The organism is Mycobacterium sp. MS1601, from assembly GCF_001984215.1.
Lineage (GTDB): Bacteria > Actinomycetota > Actinomycetes > Mycobacteriales > Mycobacteriaceae > Mycobacterium.
This window is the reverse complement of the sequence record NZ_CP019420.1, coordinates 3,720,482-3,743,408: the sequence shown is the minus strand read 5'-3', so window position 1 is coordinate 3,743,408 and position 22,927 is coordinate 3,720,482. Positions and strand designations below refer to the sequence as shown.

The following is a 22,927-nucleotide window of genomic DNA, read 5'->3' as shown; positions in this document are numbered from 1 at the left end:
TGACACGAGGGCTCCCCGCCGCAGGAACGCCAGAGCGCGAACAAACCAACGCCGACGCCATCACCGGCGAGCCGGATCAGGCCAACGCAGCCTGGAGATCCGGCAGCCAGGCGGTGTCGGCGGGCACCCAGGCAAGGGTGTCCAGTTCCGCACCCGACACCCACCGCAACTCACGGTGATCATGAGCATGCACCGTCCCACCGACCACGGACACCAGATAGGCACGCAGCGTCATCGTCACCGACAACGGGACGTCGAGCCCCAGCCGCCGACCCACCACCACGTCGACACCCAGTTCCTCACGCAGCTCGCGGATCAACGCGTCGGCATCGGACTCCCCCGGCGCCGCCTTGCCGCCCGGAAGTTCCCACAACCCGGCCAACTGGGGCGGGCGCGCACGCTGGGCAACCAGCAATTGGCCGTCGCTGATCAGTGCGCCAGCGACGACGATCTGGGTGGCCATGCCGGTGACGGTAGTCGGTGCAGGTCCGCCCGCGCCGACCGCGTCGCCCACACCGAGAACAGCAGTGCCAGCGCCGTCAGTGGCAACCCCATCCCGATCCGAGCGATGCCCAGCAACATGGTCTCGTCGGCGACATAGAGGTGCTGTTGCACGGCGAAGCGCAAGCCGAACACCGCCGCCCAGCACACGGTGACGACGGCGAACGCGGTTCTGGCTCGCGGGTTGGTGCGCCACCCACCTGCGGCCCCGGCGCCCCAGGCCCACAGGTATCCGGCAAGGGGGCGTCGCACCAGCACCGAGATCACCAGAACCACGCAATTGAGCAATGAATGCCAGATGCCGATGACGTAGAAGTCGCGTCCCTCACCCGTGATGATGGACACCGACGCCGCGACAGCCACTCCGAGGAACCCCGCGGTCGCCGAGAACAGGCGCTGCCCGCGCAGCACCCGGTACAGCGCGATGGCAGCCGCGACCAGAAGCGCTGCCGCCAGCGCCGGGATGAGTTCACCGAGGCCCGACATGGCTGCGAACACCACAACAGGGGCGATCGCAGCGACGATCCCCCACGGCCCTCCCATCCGGTTCAGGAGTAGTTGGGCAGGCGCGTCAGGCTGCTGAGTCACCGCCCCAGTGTCGGCAACGCCCCGTTGGGTCGGCGTGAGGCTCAGTTTTTCTCAGCCGGGCCCTCCCTCCCCGGCTCCTTCGTCGCCGGCTCATCGACCCGGCTCAATTCCCAGCCGGGCCCTCCCTCCCCGGCTCCTTCGTCGCCGGCTCATCGACCCGGCTCAATTCCCAGCCGGGCCCTCCGGCTGTACCCTCGCAAACATGGCCGTCTTGAGCGATGACCAAGTGGACGCCGCCGCTGCCGAACTCGAGGGGTGGGAACGCTCCGACGGGGCGTTGCGGCGTTCGATCAAGTTCCCCGCGTTTCTCGACGGGATCGAAGCGGTGCGCCGGGTCGGTGAACACGCCGAAGCCAAGGACCACCATCCGGACATCGACATCCGTTGGCGAACAGTGACTTTCGCACTCGTCACGCATTCGGAGGGCGGCATCACCGCCAAGGACGTCGAGATGGCGCGCGACATCAATCGGCTCGTCGCTGTTGGGAAAACCTGAGCCGAGCCATCCACCCCAGCGTGATCAGCGTGGCCACCACATAGACCGTCCCCGCCCAGGCCAGGTACCAGGGCCTGCTGATCTCCCAGATCGTCGGCTGCGCGAAACTCAACAGCCACGGCACACCGATGGCGGTGAGCGCCAGCCAGCCGAAGCCCAGCACTCGTGCTCCGGTCAGCGAGCGGTACGGCCCATGCAGCAGCCAGATCATCAGCGGCACCAGCCACACCCAGTGATGTGTCCACGAGATCGGCGACAGCAGCAACCCGAACAGGCTGACCACCACGATCGAACCCAGCCGGTCGAGGTCGTCGGTGAAGGCGCCGACACTGCGCCACGCGAACCACGCCAGCACCGCCGTCACGGCGATGCCCGCCAGCACCAGAGGTCCGAGTCCGGCGTCGTGACCCAGGATCCGTGAGACGACGCCGCGCCACGACTGGTTGAACGACGTGCCCACCGGACCCACGCGCTCGGCGTCACCGATCAGGTCGGTGAAGTAGCGCAGCGCCTCGCGGCCCAGCACCGCCAGCGACAGCCCGATGGTGGCGAAGAAGACAACAGCGGAGAACAGCGCCGTACCCCACCGCCGGGCTCCGAGAAAGTGCAGTCCGGCGATCGCCGGTGTCAGCTTCACCCCGGCCGCCAGCCCCACCAGCGCTCCAGAAAGCCACCAACGGTTGCTTGACACGGCCACCAGCACCGCCAGTGCCAGCGCCACGTTGACCTGACCGTAGTCGAATGTGCTGCGCAGCGGCTCGAGCCAGATGGCCACCGCGGTCCACAGCATCGCGACACGCCGGCCGTCGACGATGCCCAGCAGTCGCTGGCTGATCCGCACCACGCCGTAGAGCGCGGCCATGATGCCAAGCTGCCAGGCCAGCGCCACCAGCCAGAACGGCAGGAAGTGCAGCGGATAGAACAGCACCGCAGCGAACGGCGGATAGGTGAACGGCAGCGGGAAGTCGGGGGTCTGCTCGCCGTAGACGTAGTCGTAGACGGCGCCCGGTCCGTCCACCGCGTCGCCGCCGCCGATGTAGACGTGCAGGTCCACGAAGTTGGCGCCGTTGGGCACCAGGTAGGTCCAGGCCAGCCGCGCCGCGATGCTGACCACCAGCAGCAGGGGGCCCAGCGCGGTCAGACGCGTCGCCAGTCGGGAAGAAGTGATATCGCTGATTCGCCCGACTCTAGAACCGGGGAGAGCAGACACAAACTCCCATGACGCGCCGCGTCGGGACTTCAGTGCCAACTGACTCTTCCCACAGGGCGACACGCCCGCGCTCGGATCTCCTCTGTCCAACGACCCCGTAACGGTTGAATAAATGCCACACGTGTCACTCGAGTAACTCCAGTAACAGCACTACCTTCGGGCTCAGACCTAAAACGACGAGTAGGGAGAGCCATGTCTTTAATCAGGAAGTTGTTCACCGGAGCCGCACTTGCGGCAGGCACATCAGCGGCCGCGCTGCTGACCGCAGGCGCCGCAAGCGCCGAACCGGCACCCGCGCCTGCACCCGCAGTGCCCGGCATGGACATGATCCAGCAGTTCGTCGCCAACCCGGCCGGCGCACTGCAGGCGGCGTCCTCGCTGCTCACGAACTTCGCCGGCGCCGCGCCGGCCGCAGCAGAGCCCGCGCCGCTGGCCACCGCCTCGCTCGCGGTGCCCAACCCGACCACCGGCGCAATGCCGCTGGCCAACGCCGCCGCACCGGGTCTGAGCGTTCCCGCCATCCCGGGCGTTCCGCTGCCCGCCGGCGTGTCGCTGCCGCCCAACCTGACATCGCTGATCCCGATGGGCGAAGCCAACGGCATCCCCACCCTGGGCAACTCGACGACGGTGCCCGGCGCGGTGCAGCCGCCCACCCCGGTGGCCCCGCCGCCGGCCTGGGGAACCTGTTCCCCGTCGCCGGCCTGCCCTGACCCAACCAACTCACACGACGGATTGGAACTCCCTGTCATGTCACGGACGCTGTTCGCCACCACCGCCGTTGCGGTCGGATCGTCGGCCGCGCTGCTGTTCAGCGGTATCGCCACCGCTGAGCCCGCGCCGCCGGCGCCCGCACCGATCGACGGTCTCCAGGCGCCGGGACTGACCGCCGTCCAATCCCTGAGTCCCGCCGTTCAGCAGGCCGCCGCAGATCCCAACAATGCGGCGTCCATGCTGATGGCGGCGGCTTCGGCGTTCGCGGGCAACTCGGCCGCGTCGGCGGATTCGCAGAACCTGGCGGCCGCGGTCAGCCAGTTCGTGTCGAATCCGGGGTCGTCTTCGCTTCTCCCGACCTCGCTGCCGGGCGGCATCCCGCTGCCCAGCGGCGCGGTACTACCCACTCCGGTCCCGACGGCAGGCGGCGACGTCCAGCACCTGCCGCCGGCCGGGGTGGTCCCGGGCTTCGAAGCACACCTGCCCCCCGGCGTCGACCCGGCCAACTCGGTGGGACCTGTGCAGCCGCCCGCGCTGTCCACACCCGAGGTCCCCACCGCGCCCGTCTCACACCTGCCCGGCGCCGCCCCCGAGGCCGCACCCGCCGTCGAAGCGGCCGGAGTGGCTCCGGCCCTGCCGCAGTTGCAGGCCCCGTCCGCACTCCCGCCGGGCCCGGAGAGTCCCGCCCCGGCTGCGTTCGGCGCCGACGCCCCTCCGACGCAGGACTTCATGTACCCGTCGATCGGCAACGGCTGCCTGGCCGATGGTGGAAACTCCATCGCCACAGCGCTTTCCGTCGCCGGCCCGGCCACCATCCCGACCCCGGGTCCCGGAGCGGGACAGACCGCCTACGTGTTCACCGCGGTGGGCACCTCCGGCCCCGCGGAAGTCCAGAAGCTGCCGCTGAACGTGACCTGGGTGAACCTGTCCACCGGCAAGTCGGGCAGCGCCACCCTCAAGCCGCGCTCGGACATCAACGCCGACGGCCCCACCACGCTCACCGCCATCGTCGACACCGGTTCGGGCAGCATCATCTCGACGATCTTCGGCCAGGTGACCACCACCGAGAAGCAGTGCCAATTCATGCCGACCATCGGGTCGACGGTCGTTCCGTAACTACTTGGCCTTGTCCTTCGCAGCAGCCTTGGCGGCCTTCTTGTAACTGCGCACCTTGTCCAGCGACTCCTGGTCCCGGACATCGGCAACGGACTTGAAGGTACCGTCCGGGCCGTAATCGCCGGCTGCTTCACGCCAACCCGCTCCGGTGAACCCGTACTGCTTTCCCAACAGCGCCAAGAAGATCCGCGCCTTCTGGTCGCCGAATCCGGGCAGCCGTTTGATCCGTTGCAGCACCTCACGGCCGTCGGGATTGCCGTCGGTCCAGATAGCCGCGGCGTCACCGCCGTACTCGTCGACCACCTGCTGTGCCAGCGCCTGCACCCGTTTGGCCATGGACCCCGGGAACCGGTGGATGGCAGGGGTTTCCGAGCACAGCGCAACGAACTTGTCGGGGTCGTAGCCGGCGATCAACGCGGCGTCGACGTCGCCGATACGGTCGGCGATCTTCTTCGGGCCGGCGAACGCCGCCTCCATGGGGAACTGCTGATCCAGCAGCATCCCGACCAACAGTGCCATCGGGTTCTCGGTGAGCAGCGCATCGGCGGCGGGTTCTTGCACCAACTGCAGGTTCGGCATGTCGTCAGTCTATGACGACGCCAATCCTGAATCGCCGATCACGGCCACCGGTGAACAGGTATGACGGTTCGGGTGTCCGGCTCGGTGAACTGTGCGAATCTGAAGGCCGTTACCGGTGGTCACACCCCATGAGGAGACGAACATGAGACGGGTGGTTGCATCTCTTGTCGCGGCGGTTGCCACCGCCCTTGCGTTGGCCGGCACGGCTCAAGCGATTCCCGACCAGGGCACCCCGGCATTTGACGAATACATGCAAGGCCTGCAACGCAATGGCTACAACTTGAACCCAGACACGGCCTGGCGAGTTGCCCACCAAGCCTGTATCGGCGGCATACCCGGGTACATCGGTTTGGAGATGGCAGCACAAGGCGTCATCGGCCCCGGAGCGCAGGACAGGGTGATGGAAGTGGCCCGAACCTACGCGTGCCCCATCCAGTAGCTGAACCAAACGTGCGTCGCGCATGACATTCATTCCAGATCTCCCGCGATAATGTCGTCCCATGTCAGGCGAGTTCGCGGTGGTTCTGGCGGCAGTGCTGCTGCTCGCCGCACTGTTCGCCGCCGTGCTGGTGGTGCGGACACGTCGCGTCGTCACCACCCCGACCGAACGTGCGGTGCACGCCGCCTTGCACACCGCGTCGCTCGCGGCACGGGCGCTACGCAAAGGACTCGATGCCGAATCCGCTGCAACCGCGGTGCCCTACCTGCGTGACCTCACCGCCGCCGACGCCGTGGCTCTCTACGACAGCGACGGCAACAAACTGGCCCAGGCCGGGGACATCTGGTCGCCGACACTCGACCACCGCTGCGACCGGGCCGCCCACGCCTCGCTGTCGGGGCAACGCCGGGTGCTCGACGGTGCCGACCTGCCCGCTCTCATCGCCCAGCCACTGTCCCCGGAAGACGGCGGCACCATCGGGGTACTGGTGGTGGTGACCGCTGCGGCACCGGGGCCGGGCATGCTGGGCGCCGTCGGCGAGGTGGCCCGCTACGCAGCCAGTCAACTCGAGCTCGCCGAACTCGACGCTTCTCGCGCCCGATTGGACCGTGCCGAGGTGCTGGCGCTGCGCGCACAGATCAGCCCGCACTTCGTCTACAACGCGCTCAACACCATCGCCTCGTTCGTGCGCACCGATCCCGACCGGGCCCGCGAGCTGATTCTCGACTTCGCCGACTTCACCCGCTATTCCTTCCGCGCCGCCGGGCCCTACACCGTGCTGGCCGACGAACTGCGCAACATCGACCGCTACCTGACGCTGGAGCGGGCCCGCTTCGGCGCCGCACTGGATGTCAGGTTGCAGGTGGCTCCCGAGGTGCTCAATGTCGTCGTCCCCTTCCTGGCTCTACAACCGTTGGTGGAGAACGCCGTTCGACACGGCCTGGCCGGCCAACGCGGCGGCACCATCACCTTGATCGCCACCGACGAGGGTACGGACACCGTCATCACCGTCGAAGACGACGGAGTGGGCATGGATCCCGACGCGCTTCGCTCTGCCCATGCCGATGCCCTGGGCCCCGACGCCAGCGGCGACCACAGCGCGCACGTGGGCTTGACCAATGTCGACCATCGGCTGCGCGCGGCATTCGGCAACGACTACGGTCTGGTGGTCGAGACCGCGCTGGGAGCAGGCACCAAGGTGATCATGCGGGTGCCGAAGTTCGCCGCCGGGGTGCACGTGTGATGCGGAGGGACCACCAGTGACCCGGTTACTCGACGTCCTCGCCGTCGACGACGAAGCGCCCGCACTCGACGAATTGACCTATCTGCTGGGTCAGCACCCCTGTGTCGGCAAGGTCTTCGGTGTGGGCGACGCCAACGCCGCATTGCGCGAACTGTCCGAACGCCCGCTGGACGCGCTGTTCCTCGACATCAACATGCCGGGACTGTCCGGGCTGGAACTGGCTGCGGTATTGGCCAACTTCTCTCACCCCCCTGCGGTGGTGTTCGTGACCGCACACGATGACAAGGCGTTGGCGGCTTTCGAAGTCGGTGCCACCGACTACCTGCTCAAACCCCTGCGCACCCAGCGCCTCGACGAGGCGGTGCGGCGCGTACTGGCAACCCGCGCAGGCGAGCAGGCCTCGGTTGACGATACCGACGAGGTGGTTCCGGTGGAACTCGGTGGCATCACCAAACTGGTGCGCCGCGACAGCATCGGCTGGGTGGAGGCCGAGGGCGACTACGCGCGGCTGCATTCGTCATCGGGATCCCATCTGGTGCGCATACCGCTGTCGACTCTTGAAACCCGTTGGCGCAACCGAGGATTCCAGCGGGTGCACAGGTCCTACCTGGTGTCGCTTCACCTGGTCACCGGGCTGCGCACCACCGATGGCGGTGTCTTGGTCCGCGTCGGCGCCAACGGCGAGTCGCCCGCCGTAGAACTGCCGGTCAGTCGTCGCCAGACCCGCGAACTGCGCGACCGTCTGGTCCGTGGTCCGATGCGCAACTACCGCGATGACTAGTCCACGGCCGGCGCGACAGAGGGTGGTACTCGCGCATCGGCGCGGCGCACGCATGGTTCGCACCCGCGTCGAGGTGCAGGAGCAGACCGAGATCGGCGATGCCCTGGTGCGCGGGCTGGTGCGGGCCCAACTCGGACTCGCGCTGCGGCTGGCTCTGGTGGTGATCACCATCATCGTGGCGATCCCGTTGTTGGGCAACGCGTTCCCCGCCTTCGAGCAGCTGACGGTGTTCGGCATCAAGCTCAACTGGCTGATCCTCGGCGTCCTGCTGTACCCGGTGTTCTACGGCGTCGGCTGGCTGTATGTCCGGCTGGCCGAGCAGAGTGAGCGCGATTTCATCGGCATCGTCGACGAAGGACCAGAGGATCCGTGAACGCGCTGACGCCACTGACCGCCTTCGCGCTGGTGGCCGCCGCGCTGGCCACGGTGCTGGTCGGCGCGTACGGCGGCAGGCTCTCGCGCACCACTTCGGACTTCCTGGTGGCGTCGCGCACCGTCGGTTCCCGCTGGAACGCCGCGGCCATCTCCGGTGAATACCTCTCGGCCGCATCATTTCTCGGGGTCGCCGGCCTGGTGGCCAAGTACGGGGCCGATGCCCTCTGGTACCCCATCGGCTTCACCGCAGGCTACCTGGGGTTGCTGCTGTTCGTGGCCGCTCCCCTGCGTCGTTCCGGCGCCTACACCGTGCCCGACTTCGCCGAATTCCGGCTGGGCTCACGCCGATTGCGCACCGTGGCAATGCTGGTGGTGGTGGTCATCTGTGTGTTCTACCTGGTTCCGCAGTACCAGGGTGCCGGACTGACGCTGAACATCCTTTTGGGGCTGCCGGTCTGGATCGGTCCGGTGGCCGTGGGCGCTATCGTGATCGCCAACGTGGTGGGTGGCGGTATGCGTTCCATCACCTTCGTGCAGGCCTTCCAGTACTGGCTCAAATTGACCGCGATCGCCGTGCCCGCCCTGGCCCTGCTCGCACTGTTCCTGTCCGACCGCCCGGAACTCGGCCCGCCCGTGCCACCGACGGTGGCACAGCAGACCACCGTCACCGTCGGCACCGACGTGGTGGTGCAGGTCGACGAACCGGCTGGGGTCGCGGTGGACGGCAACGCGCTGTCGACGCCGGGCCGCTACACGCTGACCGAGGGGTCCACCATGACACTCGCTGCCGGGGCCGCCACCCCGGTGGTCGCCGGTGCGCCCACCACCGGGTCCGAGTGGATCTCCTCCGGCGGTGGCCTCGGTGGGGATCATCCTCTCTATCAGGTGCTTTCGATCATCGTGGCCACGTTCCTCGGCACCATGGGCCTGCCGCACGTGCTGGTGCGCTTCTACACCAACCCCGACGGACGAGCCGCGCGCCGCACCGCGCTGGCGGTGATCGCGCTGCTGGCACTGTTCTATCTGTTCCCTACGCTGCTGGGCGTTTTCGCCCGGCTCTATGTTCCGCAACTGCTCGTCACCGGCACCGCCGACGCCGCGGTGCTGCTGCTGCCCGACGCTGCGATCGGCGGCGTGATCGGCGCGGGTCTGGCGGCCTTGGTGGCCGCGGGTGCTATCGCGGCCTTCCTGGCCACGTCGTCGGGGCTGTTGGTCAGCATCGCCGGCGCCCTGTCCACCGACGTACTGCGTGGTCGCATCCGCGACTTCCGACTGGCCGCCGCGGTGGGTGGACTGGAGCCAATCCCGTTGGCGCTGGCCGCATCGTCGCTCGAGCTGTCCCGCAGCGTCGGCCTGGCGTTTGCCGTGGCGGCCTCGACCCTGTGCCCGCTGCTGGTGCTTGGCATCTGGTGGCGTGGCCTCACCAGCACCGGTGCCGTCAGCGGCTTGCTTGTAGGTGGGGTGCTCTCCGGAGCCGCCACCACTGTCTCCGTCACCGGCGCTATCGGCGACACCGGATGGACCGCCGCACTGATCGGATATCCGGCGGCTATCACGGTGCCGCTGGCCTTCCTCACGATGATCGTGGTCAGCCGGCTCACGGCATCCACCGCACCGCCCGATGTGGCCCGCATCTTCGCACGCATGCACGTGCCCGAGCGGCTCGGCATGGGCGTGGAGCGGTTACCCCGCGACCCGCACTAGAGTGCGACGGATGCCGGCGAGTCAGCGCAACCCGCGCGGCGAAGGCGGTCGGCTGCGCGACGATCTGCCGGCCGGGGCCCAACGCATCTCGAACGCACCGGTAGCGCGCGCATGCACATGCCGAGCTGCTCTTCTTCAGTACCTCGTGGTGACGAACATCAGGCAACCCGTTTCACTGCGGTAGGGCCCGTGCGGCATACCGGGCGGCCTGCATGCGTACATCCCTGCGGTGAACGTTCTCGCGGCGGTGATGTCGTACAGGTCGCCGTCGAGCAGGATCACTTCCTCCCAGTAGTCGTGGGTGATCACCGCTGGCGCTGACGCGGCGCCCGGCTCGTAGCGCTGCAGTCCGGTGGCATCCCCGGTGTCGGGATCGTAGGAGAGCCGGCGGTCCCAGATTCCCGGGGTTCCGCCGGTGGACCACTCGGCCGACGGTGTGTGGAACTCGAGTTCGGGTTTGGGCATCATCAACTCCTGAAGCTCGGCCAGAGGTCTCATCCTCACACTGCCCGCCCACGGGAGGGCTGCGCGCCTCCCTTCCGCGGGCATCAACCGATACGCCATGCAGCGGATCCAGCCCCCGCGACCACGGGTGGTCGTCACCCCAACCGGTCCCGTTGTACCGTCGACCGTGCACGAATCTCCCACCGCGTGGAAGTTCATCGAGGTCGCCCAGGACGATCCCCGCGCGGCACCGCTGCTCGACGAACTGACCGTCGAGTACACCTCTCGGTACGGCGCCGGTTTGCCCCAGGAGTACCGGGACATGCGGGCCTATCCGGCCGAAGAGTTCGCACCACCCGGCGGCACCCTGATCCTGGCGATGCTGGACGGAATCGCGGTGGCCGGCGGCGCCTTTCGCCGCTACGACGAAACGACGGCGGAGCTCAAGCGCATCTGGACGGCGGCCACACACCGTCAGCGCGGGTACGGCAAACTCGTGGTGGCCGAGTTGGAGCGCGTCGCCCGAGAACGCGGGTACCGGCGGATCTATCTGACCACCGGGCCACGCCAACCCGAGGCGGTGGCCCTGTACCTGTCGGCCGGTTACCGTCCGCCGAACGACCAGTCGCCGAGCCTGGGGGTCGGCGCACATCCGTTCGAGAAGGACCTGCTCGACGCGCCGTGACCGCTCGTCGTCGCCGACTGACCGCTCACCGCACCGAGCACCTGCTTCGGCTGGTTCACCAGGGGAAACCCTTCGATTGTGATGTGAGTCTCAATACGCTCACGACAACATGCGGTTCACACTCGAACAGTCAGGAGCATCCGCGGTGCCCACCACTGAAAGCAGGCCGGCCCCCACCGGCCAAGAATTCATCGCCATGCAGGCGAGCCCCGAATTCCAGGAGCTGCGCACCAGATTGCGCCGGTTCGTCTTCCCGATGACGGCGTTCTTTCTCATCTGGTACGGCCTGTACGTCCTGCTGGGCGCCTTCGCCCATGACTTCATGGCCACCAAGGTGTTCGGCGACGTCAACATCGGGCTGCTCATCGGTCTCGGACAGTTCCTCACGACGTTCCTCATCACCGGTCTGTACGTGCGCTTTGCCAACCGCGAGCTGGATCCGCGTGCGGCAGCCATCCGCGAGGAGCTGGAAGGGCCGATGCTGTGAACCTCGAAACATCGACTACTTATCTGGCAGCAACCGAGGCGGTGGGCAACCCCGTCGCCAACATGGCCATCTTCGGCCTCTTCGTGGTCGTGACGATGGTGGTGGTGATCCGGGCCAGCAAGAAAAACGCCACCGCCGACGAGTTCTTCACCGGCGGCCGCGCGTTCTCGGGTCCCCAGAACGGCATCGCGATCGCCGGCGACTATCTGTCGGCAGCCAGCTTCCTCGGCATCGCGGGCGCCATTGCCGTGTACGGCTACGACGGCTTCCTGTACTCGATCGGCTTCCTGGTGGCCTGGCTGGTGGCCCTGCTGCTGGTCGCTGAATTGCTGCGCAACACAGGCAAATTCACCATGGCCGACGTGCTGAGCTTCCGGCTCAAGCAACGTCCGGTGCGGGTGGCCGCAGCCACCTCGACGCTCACGGTGTCGCTGTTCTACCTGCTGGCTCAGATGGCAGGCGCGGGCGGTCTGGTAGCCCTGCTGATGAACATCAACAGCCGCGGCGGCCAATCCATCGTCATCGCCGTCGTCGGCATCCTGATGATCGTGTACGTCCTGGTCGGTGGCATGAAGGGCACCACCTGGGTGCAGATCATCAAGGCAGTGCTGTTGATCGCGGGCGCCGGCTTCATGACGATCATGGTGCTGGCCAAGTTCGGACTGAACTTCTCCGAGATCCTCACCTCCGCGCAGGCCGCCATCTCCGGGGCCACCACCGAAGGTGTGGCCAGTCGCGACGTCCTGGCGCCCGGCGCCCAGTACGGCGGATCACTGACCAGCCAGATCAACTTCATCTCACTGGCGTTGGCACTGGTGCTCGGCACCGCTGGTCTGCCGCACGTATTGATGCGCTTCTACACGGTGCCCACCGCCAAGGAAGCCCGTCGCTCCGTGGTGTGGGCCATCGCCTTGATCGGCGCGTTCTACCTGTTCACCCTGGTGCTCGGGTACGGTGCCGCCGCACTGGTCGGCCCGGACCGAATTCTCGGTGCGGCAGGCGGCGTCAACTCCGCGGCCCCGTTGTTGGCCCTCGAACTGGGCGGTGTGGTCCTGCTCGGCGTCATCTCGGCAGTCGCCTTCGCCACCATTCTGGCGGTGGTCGCGGGCCTGACCATCACCGCGTCGGCGTCGTTCGCCCACGACATCTACGCCTCGGTCCTCAAGTCCCACAAGGTGACCGAGGACGAGCAGGTCAAGGTCTCCCGCATCACCGCGGTGGTGCTGGGCATCCTGGCCATCGGCCTCGGCATCCTGGCCAACGGCCAGAACGTCGCCTTCCTGGTGGCGCTGGCCTTCGCCATCGCCGCCGCGGCCAACCTTCCGACCATCGTCTACTCGCTGTACTGGAAGCGGTTCAACACCCGCGGCGCGCTGTGGAGCATGTACGGCGGCCTGATCTCCACGCTGGTCCTCATCGTCTTCTCCCCGGCGGTGTCGGGCGCGAAGACCTCGATGATCCCCGGCGCGGACTTCGCCTGGTTCCCGCTGGCCAATCCGGGCATCGTCTCGATTCCGCTGGCCTTCGCCCTCGGCATCATCGGGACGTTGACGTCGAAGGACAGCGGCGATCCCGCGGTCAACGCCGAGATGGAGGTGCGGTCGCTGACCGGTGTGGGCGCGGAGAAGGCGGTAGCGCACTGAGCCACTGACATTACGGCGGCGGACCCTCCCCGGTCCGCCGCCGTTTTGCTGTGTAGGTACTGTGCCCGGGAAGCACGACCCGCGCTGGCGCGTTGCACCGCACCGTGGCCACCCTTCAGGAAGAGAAGACCGTCATCCGCCGACGCTTTGGTTTTGCCCTGCTGACCTACGCGCTGACAGCGGTGATGCTGGGTGCCACGCTGCCCACCCCGATGTACGAGCTGTACAGCGACCGGATGCAGTTTTCGGTGCTGACCACGACGGTCATCTTCGCGACATACGCCGGCGCGGTGCTTGCCGCGCTGCTGCTGTTCGGACGCTGGTCGGACGTGATCGGGCGACGACCGGTGCTGTTGGTGGGTATCGGGTTCGCGGCCGCCAGTTCGGTGGTGTTCCTGGTGGCCGACTCGGTGCCGGTGCTACTGGTCGGCCGGGTGCTCTCCGGATTGTCGGCGGGCATCTTCACCGGGACCGCCACCGCCGCCATCATCGAAGCCGCCCCGCAGCACTGGAAGTCGCGGGCCGCGGCGGTAGCCACCGTGGCCAACCTCGGCGGTCTGGGGCTGGGTCCGTTGGTCGCGGGGCTGTTGGTCCAGTACGCACCGGCCCCGCTGCACCTGAGCTTCGCCATTCACCTGGCGCTGGTGGCCGTCGCAGCTGCTGCGGTGTGGCTGGCGCCAGAGACGTCCGAGCGCTCCGGCCAACTCGGTATTCAGCGACTGTCGGTGCCGCCGCAGACGCGCGCGGTGTTCGTGGTGGCGGCGACGGCCGCGTTCGCAGGCTTTGCGGTGAACGCGATGTTCGCTTCCGTCTCACCGACTTTCGTGGCCGAATTGATGGGCATCAGCAACCACGCCGTCGGTGGCGCGGTGGCCGGGCTGATGGTGCTGACCGCGGCAGCCACTCAACCGTTCGCGGTGAGGGTGCCGCCCGCGCGGGCGGTGGCCGTCGGCAGCGCCATGCTGGTGGTGGCCATGGTGATGCTGAACATCGCGTTGCACTACACGTCGCTGGCCGGCTTGATGGCCGCCGCGGTGATGGGCGGTGCGGGCCAGGGGCTGAGCTTCGGGCGAGGGCTGGCGGCCATCTCCGAGCGCACGCCCGCCGATCGCCGCGCCGAGGTCAGCTCGTCGTACTTCCTGGTGGCCTACGTCGCGCTGTCGGTCCCGGTGATCGGGATGGGCGCCGCCGCCCAGAAGTGGGGTCTGCAGACCGCGGGCGAGGTGTTCGCCGTCATCGTCGGTGTACTGGCCGTCATCTGTCTGGCCGCGATCCTGCGCCTGGAACGTCGGGCTCAGTAGCGATTTCGGCGTGATTCCAGCCGGTCAGCGGTTGGAATCACGCCGAAATCACGGGTTTTTACCTAGGCCGGCGCCTCTAGGTTTGTGACATGACATTCCCGACGCCTGTCGAGGTCGCCGCGCAGACACCATCGGATCGCGACCGTGCCATCGACGTCCTGCGCATCGGCGCACTTGTCACCGTGGTGGTGGGCCACACGGTGATGGCCACCAGCATGATCCGCGACGACGTGTTCCTGTGGGGCAACCTGCTCACGACGTCGACGAGTTTGCAGGCGCTGACCTGGATTTTCCAGATCATGCCGCTGTTCTTCTTCGCCGGCGCCGCGGCCACCGTGAACTCCTGGCAACCGGGCACCCCGTGGGGCGCCTGGCTGATGCGGCGCTGCCAGCGGCTGTTCCGACCCGTGTTCGCCTACCTGGCGTTCTGGGCGGTGACGTTGGCGGTGCTGGTGCATCTGCTGCCGGTACACGTCTACGAACCGATTGCCGGGATCTCGATCCAACTGCTCTGGTTCCTCGGGGCCTACGTGCTGATGCTGGCAGCCATGCCCATGCTGTACCGGATCACCAGCACCTGGCGGCTGGCCGCCGCGGTCACGCTGGTCTACCTGCTGGTGATGACGGTCGACGCGGTGCGGCTACACATGCCGGGTCTGGCAGTGCTGGGCTATCTGAACATGACGGCCTGGCTGATCCCCGGGATGTTCGGGGTGGCCTACCGTCGCGGGCTGGTCGACGGCCGGGGCGCGGCGAAACTCGGCATGGCGGTGCTGGCCGTCAACATAGCGCTGGTTCTCGGGCCCTACGAATTGAGCCTGGTGGGCATCGAGGGCCAGCGCCTGACCAACATGGCACCGCCGTCGCTGTTGATGGCCGGCCACGCAACGATGTTGTGCGCGTTCGCGATTGCCGCCGCACCGGCCATCAACCGGTGGGCGCAACGACCACGCGTCTGGTGGTGCGTCGCCATAGGGAATTCCGGTGCCATGACGCTGTACCTGTGGCACATGCCCGCACTGCTGCTGATGCACCTCGGCTTCAACCTGTCCGGCCTCTACCGCTACCCGGGTCAGCCGAATCTGTTGCTGCTCAGTGTCATTGCCCTGATCGTCATGGCCGCCCTGGTGGCAGGTGCGTTCTTGGCGCTACGGCCGCTGGAGAACAATCCGCTGCCGTTCTGGGACGCGCCGGTGTCGACGCGCAACAGTGCGTCAACGGGCCTGCTGCTGTGTTTGGCAGGTGCGGCGCTGCTGGTGTCGGTGAAGTGGGGCCTGAAGGGCGACGGCCTGTACTGCGTGGCGGTGATGCTGACCGCCTTGGCCTCAGCGCGGGTTCTCAGCCGCTCTTACGACGGAACTCACGGCGGTTCTCGACCGGACCGTGCTGCTTGGACTGCTTAGCGCCGCCGTCGCGGTGCTCGGTGCGCGAGGCCGTCTTCGCCTTCTTGCGCTCGAGCGCCTCCCGGAATTTGCGCTTGTTGTCGTCTTCGGGAGTCTCGTCGGCCATGACCGTCAGCCTAGACCGGTCGCCGAGGCGGCGAAGCACGAGCCGGGGAAGGGCTACAACCAGCCCAACACCGGTCAGCGCATTCCGGGCGGCATGCCGTACAGGTGGGCGATCGGCAGCGTCAGAACCACGCGCCGGTCGGTGACCATGGCCTCGCGGTACTCGTCCCAGTCGGGATGCTCGCCGGCGATGTTGCGGTACAGCGCGACCAACGCTTCCACGGTGTCGTCGTGTGGATCGGCGGCGGGCGGGGTCAACTCGGCGTCCCCTTCGGCGACGGCGTAGGACCATCCGTCGTCGGAACTCACCAGAATGGATGCCCGGGGATCACGGCGCAGATTGCGGGTCTTGGCCCGCGGTTCGGTGACAGACACCTGTAGCGCCACTGCCCTGGCATCGAAGAAGTACGACACGTTGGACAGCTGCGGTCGCCCGTCACGTTTGATGGTCGCCAGCACCCCCAGCGAGTTGCCGCTGATCAGGGCGAGCAGCTTGTCGTCGAACACCTGTCGGGCCATACCGGGAAGCCTACTCAGCGGCGCTGCCGTAGCACCCCGATCCGGCAGGCCCGCCTCTAGCATCGGCCCGGTGACAGTCATCGACGGCAACACTCTGGGCGGGGTCTCAGCGACCACACTGTGGACTCTGCACAATCGGGCCAGCGAGGCCAAACGCCCCGACGGCGTCCTGCGCGATCCGTGGGCGGTCACCCTCTACGACACCATCGCCTACGACTATCTCAAGTTCGGCAAGGCCAACCAGTCACACGGACTGCGAGCGGTGGCGTTCGACGCCGTGGCCACCGACTACCTGCTCGAGCACCCGAAAGCCTCGGTGGTGGCACTCGCCGAGGGGCTGCAGACCAGCTTCTGGCGCCTGGACGACGACGCGTTGCTCGACGAGGTCACCTGGTACTCGGTGGATCTGCCGCCGGTGATGGACCTGCGTGCCCGGCTGCTGCCCGAGGACAAACGCATCGTGGCGCTGGCGCAGTCTGCGCTTGACCACAGCTGGATGGACCGCATCGATCCGGCCGACGGGGTGTTGATCACCGCCGAAGGGCTGCTGATGTATCTGGACCCGGCCGACGTGCACACCCTCATCAGTGCCTGCGCGCAGCGGTTTCCCGGCGGCACGTTGGTGTTCGATTCGATCCCGCACTGGTTCAGCCGCAAGACGCTGAAGGGTTTTGCGCTCTCCGACCGCTACCAGGCTCCGCCGATGCCGTTCGCCATCACCGCCGACGAGGCGCTCGCGCTGGCGGAGTCCGTTTCCGGGGTCCGCTCGGCCCGTGACGTGCCCTACCCCTCGGGTCGCGGCGAATTCGCGGTGTTCGCCTGGCCGCCGCTGGACAGGGTGGGCCTGTTCCGGCGCAACCGGCCGAGCATGACGGCGCTGGAGTTCGGCTGAGCCGGTCGCCGAGGTGGCCCGTCGCCCCCGCCAGAACTGACCGCCAGTCACTGCGGGCGGGATCCGACCGGATTTTCCGCCACACAGTGACCGGCTGTGCATTCCGGGCACGTGGGTAGGCTCGACGGTGATGGACGAGACCACCAGGCACAAGGCCGAACTGACCGGCGTCTCCGAGACCGCCCTGCTCACGCTGGCCGTCCGCGCGGGCGAAGCGCGCCGACCCGACGCGCTGATCGACGATCCCGTCGCGGTGCGGCTGGTGGACGCCATCGACTTCGACTTCGCCAAGTTCGGACAGACCAACCGCCAGGACATGGCCATCCGGGCCAAAGCATTCGACCAAGCCACCCTGGACTACCTGAACAGCCATCCCGGTGCCACCGTGGTGGCACTGGCCGAGGGTCTGCAGACCAGCTTCTGGCGTCTGGACGCTGCCCTGCCCGACGCTCGATTCCGTTGGCTGACAGTCGATTTTCCGCCCGTCGTGGAGATCCGCGAACGCCTCCTGCCGACGTCGCCGCGAATCACCACCTTGGCGCAGTCCGCACTGGACTTCAGCTGGATGGACGCCGTGGACCCCAGCGAGGGTGTGTTCATCACCGCCGAGGGCCTGCTGATGTACCTGCAGCCCGACGAGGCACTGGGGTTGATCACCGAATGTGCCCGACGGTTTCCCGGCGGCCGGATGGCGTTCGACCTGGCGCCACCGTGGTTCGCCGGTCTGGCAAGCAAGGGACGGCTGCGGCCCTCGCGGCGTTATGCCATGCCGGCGATGCCCTTCGCCAGAACTGTCGGGCAGTTGGCCGAATTGCAGAGTTCCATCCCTGGGATCACCGCGGTGCACGACATGCCGACGCCGAAGGGGCGCGGTCTGGTGATGAACGCTGTGATCACAACGATCTTCAACAATCGCGCCTTCGACCGGATCCGTCCGTCGTTCACGCTGCTGGAATTCGGCTAGTTCCGGGCTGCCGGTCTACTCGAACGCGAGGTCCAGGTACCTCAAGGCCGCCGACTTGTCGAGGCCCAGCGTGCGGGCCGTCTGCACGTAGGTGTGTGCAGCCGCCGCCATGGCCGCATCGGCCGGATCTGCCCGAGCCACGAAACTGCCGAAGCGGCCTCGTGTTTCGACAATGCCCGCGGTCTCCAGCTCCCGGTAGGCCCGGGCGACCGTGTTGACCGCCAGCCCGAGTTGCCCGGCGAGTTCGCGCACCGTGGGCAGCCTGGTACCGGGCGGCAGTCGGCCGTCTCGGATCCCTTCGATCATCTGTGTTCGCAATTGGTCGAACAACGGTTTTGCCGCCCGTTGATCAACGCGCAGCCATTCCCCCAACTCCACAAAAACCAGTATCCAACAGGCCAGCTATTTTGGTTGGGTGCGCATTACAGTGCTCAGCGGCGCGGGCATCTCCGCCGAGAGCGGGGTCCCGACGTTCCGCGATGACAAGAACGGCCTGTGGGCCAAGTTCGACCCGTACGAACTGTCCTCCACCCAGGGCTGGGAGGAGCATCCCGAGCGGGTCTGGGCGTGGTACCTGTGGCGCCACCACCTGGTCAAACAGGTCGAACCGAACGACGGTCACCGGGCGGTGGCGCAGTGGCAGCACCTCGCCGGGGTGGAGAACGTCACCGTGGTGACCCAGAACGTCGACAATCTGCATGAGCGGGCCGGCAGCCTGCCGGTGCACCACCTGCATGGCAATCTGTTCGAATTCCGTTGCGACAGCTGCAATGCCAGTTACACCGGCCCCCTGCAGGACGTGCCGGAACCGGTGTTGGAGCTGACGCCGCCCACGTGCGGCTGCGGTGGGCGTATCCGCCCGAACATCGTCTGGTTCGGCGAGGGCCTGCCCGACGGACCCTGGAACGCCGCCGTCGAGGCTGCCGCCGGCGCCGACATCGTGGTGGTGGTCGGCACTTCCGCGGTGGTCTATCCCGCGGCCGGGTTGCCCGAGTACGCTCTGGCCCGCGGCGCAGTGGTGGTGGAGGTCAACCCCGAGGAGACGCCGCTGTCGAGCAGTGCCACGGTCACCATCCGGGAAAGCGCGAGCACTGCGCTGCCCACGCTGTTGCACCGCCTACCCGGGCTGTTACGGGCGGCGCGCTCGTCCCAGGGCGAAATCTGACACCGGCAAGGGCACCCAGGCCGGCAGAGCGGATTCGCGCCGGGAGCTCTGTACGGCGAAACCCACGCCGCGGATGACCGCCTCGGTGTGCCGGTGGGTGTGGCAGTTGCCGAGCAGCCGCGGCCACACCGTCGCGTCGGCGACACGCTGCAGAACGCCCCGGGCACCGTCGACGGCGACATGCTCGAAGTAGCGCAGCTCCCCGCCTGGGCGGAGCAACGAAAACAACTGCTGTAGAACGTCTTCGGGCGAATCGACGGAGCACAGCACCAGAGAGCACACCACCGCGTCGAACGGTTCGGGATCCGCCCACCCCTCGATGGTCAGCTCACGCACCTGTACCGGCACCGATGCCGGAGCGGTCCTGGCCACCGCCGCCAGTCGTGGCTCGGGCTCGATGGCCACCACTTCTGCGACGGTCGGCGGGTACAGCGCGAAGTTGGTGCCGGTGCCCGCGCCCACCTCGAGTACCCGGCCGCTCAACCCGGCGAGGTTCTCGCGCCGCAGCGCGGTGGTCTCTTTGGGCTCGTGCGCCGACAGCATGGTCCACAGCCACGCGAAGAAGGGATGATTCATGAGCGCCCGAACAACCAGTTCACCGTCTGTGTGGGCGTCGAATCGGGGCCGACGATGCCCGCGACGATTCGTCCCGCACAGACGGCACCGAACACCCGGTCAGCGAACGCGTCGACATCACCGAAGGGTAGATACGGCTTCGCGATCAGCAGCGCGACCACGCCGTGGGCGGCCGTCCACAGCTCCAGTGCCGCCACCGTGGGATCTTCCTGGGCGTAGATGCCCTCGTCCATCAGCTGCTGCACCGAGTCGCGGATGTGCCCGAAGGCCGCAATGACCAGGGTTTCGTCGACCGAGCTGCCCGGTCGGCCCTCACCCATGGTGGCGATGCGGTACAGCTCCGGGGTCTGGGTCGCCAGCCGGACATAGGCCAGGCCTTGAGCGCGCAGGATCTCCAGCGTGCTGGTCTGCTCGGCGGCAGCGCGCTGCATCTCCTGGTCGAACTTCTCGAAGTAACGGGCACACACCGCGTCCAGCAGCGTGTCCTTGTCGGCGAAGTGCAGATAGATCGACGGTGACGTCACGCCGGCGCGCCTGGCGACCTCGCGCATGGACACGTCGCGTGCGTGGCCCGCCGTCAACAGCAGTTCGGTGGCGGCGTCGAGGATCTCGTCGCGCAGCAATTCTCCGGACCCGCGCGGGGCGCGGCGCCGTCTGCTCAGCGGACCGACACTCATCTAGCCATTGTCCGGCTCCGGCGTGACCGCCGCCTTGTCCGGTGGACCCGATTCACTGATCCCGATCTTGTCGTGCAGTTTCGCCAACGGTTTGGGCGCCCACCAATTCCACCTGCCCAGCACATGCATGAACGCCGGCACCAACATCATTCGCACCAGGGTGGCGTCCACCAGCACCGCCAACGTGAGCCCCAACCCGAACATCCGCATGAACGACACCTCGGCGGCGATCAGCGCCGCGAACGAGATCGACATGACCAGGGCGGCGGCGGTGATCACGCGTGCGGTACGGGCCAGCCCCAGTGCCACGCTCTCGTCGACATCAGCATGCGTCTGGCCGCTTTCCAGCCAGTACTCGCGGATACGCGAGATGAGGAACACCTCGTAGTCCATGGCCAAACCGAACGCGATGCAGAACAGCAACACCGGCATGTTGGCCACCAGCGTGCCCGTCGATGTGGTGCCCAGGGCGTTGAAGTGCCCCTCCTGGAAGATCCACACCAGCGCACCAAACGCTGCCGTCAACGAAAGAACGTTCAGCACAAGAGCTTTCAGCGGCAGCACCACACTGCCGGTGAGCAGGAACAGCAGTGCGAACGTGATCGCCGCGATGACGCCGAGAACCACCGGCAGCCGCTCCATGATGGCGTCGACGCTGTCGGAGTTGGCCTGGGCGATCCCGGCGAACTCCGCCACCCGGTTGTCGGGGGTGGCCACCTGGTGCAGACGGTCCAGTTGATCACCCGAGGCATCGGAGAACAGCGGCGCTGAACTACTCACCGTGAGGAAAGCGCTGCCGTCGGCGAAACCTGTGGCCGCCGCGGGAGGACCCACCTTCTCCCCCGCCACGAACGTGCCCGTCGGCACCGTCACGCCTGTCACGTCGCCGACCTTGGACAGCTCGGCGGCGTAGCCCTCCAGGTCCGGCGGGGCGAGCCCCGCGACGTCGGGCAACACGATGGTGACCGCGGTGTCGGAATTGATGGCGAAGTCGTCGCGCAGCTGATCTCCCACCTGATGGGCCGAGGCCGACGCCGGCAGCACCCGATCATCGGGCATGCCCCATTTGACGCCGAGGAACGGGACGCCGAGCAGCAGCAGGAGCGCCACCCCGCCCACGCCGACGAGCCAGGCCCGCTTCATCACGGCCTTGGTGGAGCGGTACCAGAACTGCTCGGTGATGGGTTTGGCCACTGGCTCGGGACGACGGAACACCCTGCGCAACAGCCGCCGCACGTCCAGGGCGTTGATCCGCTCGCCCATCAGCACGATGGCCGCCGGGGTGACGACGATCGCGGCGAACGCGGCGAACGCCACCGTCGCGATTCCGGCGTAGGCGAACGACTTGAGGAAGTACATCGGGAACAGCACCATGGCCGCCATCGACAACGCGACGGTCACCGCAGAGAACAGCACGGTGCGGCCGGCTGTGCCCATGGTCCGGATCAGCGCCTGGTGCGGTTCGACGCCGTCGGCCAGTTCGTCGCGGTATCGGCTGATGATCAGCAGGGTGTAGTCGATGGCCAACGCCAGGCCCATCGCGATCGACAGGTTGAGCGCGAAGATCGAGACGTCGGTGAAGAAGGTGATGCCGCGCAGTACGGCCATGGATCCGACGATCGCGAGCGCACCGACGGCCATGGGCAGTGCTGCGGTCAACAGGCCGCCGAAGACCCACACCAGCACCAGGAAGCTCAACGGCATCGCGATGGATTCCATCATCAGCAGGTCGTGCTCGGTCTGGGTGTTGATCTGTGAGTACACGATGGCCGACCCACCGACGGTGACGACGACGTCGGGGTGCTCGGGAAGGACGTCCGCGTTGATGGTGTCCATCAACGCCTCGGCGTACTTCTGGGCGTCGTTCTCGCCGCCGAACAGACCCGCGACCACCAGTCCGGCGGACTTGTCTTCGTTCACCAGGTCCTTGGCCACCGAGGACGGCGACGTCCACGCCGACACCACGTCGGCGGCGTGCGGCGAGTCCTCGATGACCTTGACGATCTCCTCGCCAACGGTGCGGGCAGCAGGATCGTCCACACCACCAGGTCCGCCGATGGTGAGGATCAGCTGCATGTCACCGACGCCGAACTTGTCGGTGAGCAGTTGCGTCGCGCGTGCCGACTCCGAGGTGGGGTCCTGGAATCCGCCCGCCGACAGGCTTTTGGTGACGGGGACACCGAAGACCGCGGCCCCGATCATCAGCAAGGCAGCGACGGCGAGAATCCGCTTGGGAGCGGCGATCGCCATCAGGGCAATGCGGTGCAGCACGTGGGTTCCTTCCCGGCACCTCAACTGGCACCGAACTTATCAGCGATAAGTT

At 67.4% G+C, this 22,927-nt stretch carries 26 protein-coding genes; 15 read left to right on the top strand and 11 right to left on the bottom strand.

The genetic code is table 11. The features are described from left to right. Positions 1–76 precede the first annotated feature (76 nt). Entirely contained in the window at positions 77–463 is a 387-nt protein-coding gene (locus tag BVC93_RS18270; protein ID WP_083738711.1) for a (deoxy)nucleoside triphosphate pyrophosphohydrolase, read from the bottom strand. Beyond that, the gene (locus BVC93_RS18265) at positions 430–1,089 is read right to left on the bottom strand and encodes a DUF3159 domain-containing protein (RefSeq protein WP_157516980.1); all 660 of its coding nucleotides are present in this window, start codon (positions 1,087–1,089) and stop codon (positions 430–432) included. The genes BVC93_RS18270 and BVC93_RS18265 overlap by 34 nt, the downstream gene beginning before the upstream one ends. 202 nt (positions 1,090–1,291) lie before the next feature. On the opposite strand from BVC93_RS18265, the gene BVC93_RS18260 reads away from it, so the two are divergent. Beyond that, the gene (locus BVC93_RS18260) at positions 1,292–1,585 is read left to right on the top strand and encodes a 4a-hydroxytetrahydrobiopterin dehydratase (RefSeq protein WP_083738709.1); all 294 of its coding nucleotides are present in this window, start codon (positions 1,292–1,294) and stop codon (positions 1,583–1,585) included. Here BVC93_RS18260 and BVC93_RS18255 read toward each other — a convergent pair. After that, positions 1,554–2,828 (bottom strand): mannosyltransferase, encoded by a 1,275-nt coding sequence (locus BVC93_RS18255; RefSeq protein ID WP_192860397.1) that lies wholly within the window; start codon positions 2,826–2,828, stop codon positions 1,554–1,556. The genes BVC93_RS18260 and BVC93_RS18255 overlap by 32 nt on opposite strands. Before the next feature lie 714 nt (positions 2,829–3,542). On the opposite strand from BVC93_RS18255, the gene BVC93_RS18250 reads away from it, so the two are divergent. Further along, a complete protein-coding gene (locus tag BVC93_RS18250) occupies positions 3,543–4,622 on the top strand; it encodes an Rv1157c family protein (protein WP_083741140.1) in 1,080 nt (359 codons plus the stop codon). On the opposite strand, the gene BVC93_RS18245 is transcribed toward BVC93_RS18250, so the two are convergent. Further along, the gene (locus tag BVC93_RS18245; RefSeq protein WP_083738707.1) at positions 4,623–5,201 is read right to left on the bottom strand and encodes an HhH-GPD-type base excision DNA repair protein; all 579 of its coding nucleotides are present in this window, start codon (positions 5,199–5,201) and stop codon (positions 4,623–4,625) included. It lies immediately after the preceding gene. Positions 5,202–5,343: 142 nt separating this feature from the next. Here BVC93_RS18245 and BVC93_RS18240 point away from each other — a divergent pair, with 142 nt between their 5' ends. The 5 genes from BVC93_RS18240 to BVC93_RS18220 all read left to right on the top strand — a co-directional run bounded on the left by BVC93_RS18240 (position 5,344) and on the right by BVC93_RS18220 (position 9,743). Then, positions 5,344–5,640 (top strand): DUF732 domain-containing protein, encoded by a 297-nt coding sequence (locus BVC93_RS18240; protein WP_083741139.1) that lies wholly within the window; start codon positions 5,344–5,346, stop codon positions 5,638–5,640. Positions 5,641–5,701: 61 nt separating this feature from the next. Next, positions 5,702–6,883 carry a sensor histidine kinase gene (locus tag BVC93_RS18235; protein ID WP_083738706.1) on the top strand — a complete coding sequence of 394 codons (1,182 nt, stop codon included), beginning with the start codon at positions 5,702–5,704 and terminating at the stop codon, positions 6,881–6,883. A gap of 16 nt (positions 6,884–6,899) precedes the next feature. After that, positions 6,900–7,664, top strand: a complete 765-nt coding sequence (locus BVC93_RS18230; RefSeq protein ID WP_083738705.1) for a LytR/AlgR family response regulator transcription factor — start codon at positions 6,900–6,902, stop codon at positions 7,662–7,664. After that, positions 7,657–8,037, top strand: a complete 381-nt coding sequence (locus BVC93_RS18225) for a hypothetical protein (protein WP_083738704.1) — start codon at positions 7,657–7,659, stop codon at positions 8,035–8,037. The genes BVC93_RS18230 and BVC93_RS18225 overlap by 8 nt, the downstream gene beginning before the upstream one ends. Next, positions 8,034–9,743, top strand: a complete 1,710-nt coding sequence (locus BVC93_RS18220; RefSeq protein ID WP_442928962.1) for a sodium/solute symporter — start codon at positions 8,034–8,036, stop codon at positions 9,741–9,743. Before BVC93_RS18225 ends, BVC93_RS18220 begins: the two co-directional genes overlap by 4 nt. A 135-nt stretch (positions 9,744–9,878) precedes the next feature. Here the strand turns inward: BVC93_RS18220 and BVC93_RS18215 are convergent, their stop codons facing one another. Further along, positions 9,879–10,241 carry a cupin domain-containing protein gene (locus BVC93_RS18215; RefSeq protein ID WP_236950015.1) on the bottom strand — a complete coding sequence of 121 codons (363 nt, stop codon included), beginning with the start codon at positions 10,239–10,241 and terminating at the stop codon, positions 9,879–9,881. Positions 10,242–10,374: 133 nt separating this feature from the next. Between BVC93_RS18215 and BVC93_RS18210 the strand changes: the two genes are divergently transcribed. From BVC93_RS18210 to BVC93_RS18190, 5 genes are all read left to right on the top strand, one after another. Beyond that, on the top strand, positions 10,375–10,872 hold the full coding sequence (locus tag BVC93_RS18210) for a GNAT family N-acetyltransferase (protein ID WP_236950014.1): 498 nt from the start codon (positions 10,375–10,377) through the stop codon (positions 10,870–10,872). A gap of 196 nt (positions 10,873–11,068) precedes the next feature. Further along, positions 11,069–11,359: a DUF485 domain-containing protein gene (locus tag BVC93_RS18205; RefSeq protein WP_236950459.1), complete on the top strand. Its 291-nt coding sequence runs from the start codon at positions 11,069–11,071 to the stop codon at positions 11,357–11,359. A 62-nt stretch (positions 11,360–11,421) separates the two neighbouring features. Then, positions 11,422–13,002 carry a solute symporter family protein gene (locus BVC93_RS18200; protein ID WP_206780400.1) on the top strand — a complete coding sequence of 527 codons (1,581 nt, stop codon included), beginning with the start codon at positions 11,422–11,424 and terminating at the stop codon, positions 13,000–13,002. 185 nt (positions 13,003–13,187) lie between these two features. Continuing rightward, a complete protein-coding gene (locus BVC93_RS18195; RefSeq protein WP_083741137.1) occupies positions 13,188–14,303 on the top strand; it encodes an MFS transporter in 1,116 nt (371 codons plus the stop codon). Between the two features lie 89 nt (positions 14,304–14,392). Then, positions 14,393–15,706 (top strand): acyltransferase family protein, encoded by a 1,314-nt coding sequence (locus tag BVC93_RS18190; protein ID WP_083738699.1) that lies wholly within the window; start codon positions 14,393–14,395, stop codon positions 15,704–15,706. On the opposite strand, the gene BVC93_RS33190 is transcribed toward BVC93_RS18190, so the two are convergent. Both BVC93_RS33190 and BVC93_RS18185 read right to left on the bottom strand, forming a co-directional pair. Continuing rightward, positions 15,642–15,812 carry a DUF5302 domain-containing protein gene (locus BVC93_RS33190; protein ID WP_157516979.1) on the bottom strand — a complete coding sequence of 57 codons (171 nt, stop codon included), beginning with the start codon at positions 15,810–15,812 and terminating at the stop codon, positions 15,642–15,644. The genes BVC93_RS18190 and BVC93_RS33190 overlap by 65 nt on opposite strands. 74 nt (positions 15,813–15,886) lie before the next feature. Then, positions 15,887–16,330, bottom strand: a complete 444-nt coding sequence (locus BVC93_RS18185) for a PPOX class F420-dependent oxidoreductase (RefSeq protein WP_083738698.1) — start codon at positions 16,328–16,330, stop codon at positions 15,887–15,889. A 70-nt stretch (positions 16,331–16,400) separates the two neighbouring features. Here BVC93_RS18185 and BVC93_RS18180 point away from each other — a divergent pair, with 70 nt between their 5' ends. Next, complete coding sequence (locus tag BVC93_RS18180; RefSeq protein WP_236950013.1) at positions 16,401–17,222, top strand: class I SAM-dependent methyltransferase; 822 nt, start codon at positions 16,401–16,403, stop codon at positions 17,220–17,222. A gap of 130 nt (positions 17,223–17,352) precedes the next feature. Next, positions 17,353–18,186: a class I SAM-dependent methyltransferase gene (locus BVC93_RS18175; protein WP_083738696.1), complete on the top strand. Its 834-nt coding sequence runs from the start codon at positions 17,353–17,355 to the stop codon at positions 18,184–18,186. Positions 18,187–18,201: 15 nt separating this feature from the next. Here the strand turns inward: BVC93_RS18175 and BVC93_RS18170 are convergent, their stop codons facing one another. After that, on the bottom strand, positions 18,202–18,564 hold the full coding sequence (locus BVC93_RS18170; protein WP_083738695.1) for a GntR family transcriptional regulator: 363 nt from the start codon (positions 18,562–18,564) through the stop codon (positions 18,202–18,204). A gap of 37 nt (positions 18,565–18,601) precedes the next feature. Between BVC93_RS18170 and BVC93_RS18165 the strand changes: the two genes are divergently transcribed. Further along, positions 18,602–19,351: an NAD-dependent deacylase gene (locus BVC93_RS18165; protein ID WP_083738694.1), complete on the top strand. Its 750-nt coding sequence runs from the start codon at positions 18,602–18,604 to the stop codon at positions 19,349–19,351. Here BVC93_RS18165 and BVC93_RS18160 read toward each other — a convergent pair. The 3 genes from BVC93_RS18160 to BVC93_RS18150 are packed head-to-tail and all read right to left on the bottom strand — an operon-like array spanning position 19,316 to position 22,875. Further along, positions 19,316–19,927: a class I SAM-dependent methyltransferase gene (locus BVC93_RS18160; RefSeq protein WP_083738693.1), complete on the bottom strand. Its 612-nt coding sequence runs from the start codon at positions 19,925–19,927 to the stop codon at positions 19,316–19,318. The genes BVC93_RS18165 and BVC93_RS18160 overlap by 36 nt on opposite strands. Further along, on the bottom strand, positions 19,924–20,604 hold the full coding sequence (locus BVC93_RS18155; RefSeq protein ID WP_083738692.1) for a TetR/AcrR family transcriptional regulator: 681 nt from the start codon (positions 20,602–20,604) through the stop codon (positions 19,924–19,926). The genes BVC93_RS18160 and BVC93_RS18155 overlap by 4 nt, the downstream gene beginning before the upstream one ends. Then, entirely contained in the window at positions 20,605–22,875 is a 2,271-nt protein-coding gene (locus BVC93_RS18150; protein ID WP_083738691.1) for an MMPL family transporter, read from the bottom strand. Between the last annotated feature and the right edge of the window lie 52 nt (positions 22,876–22,927).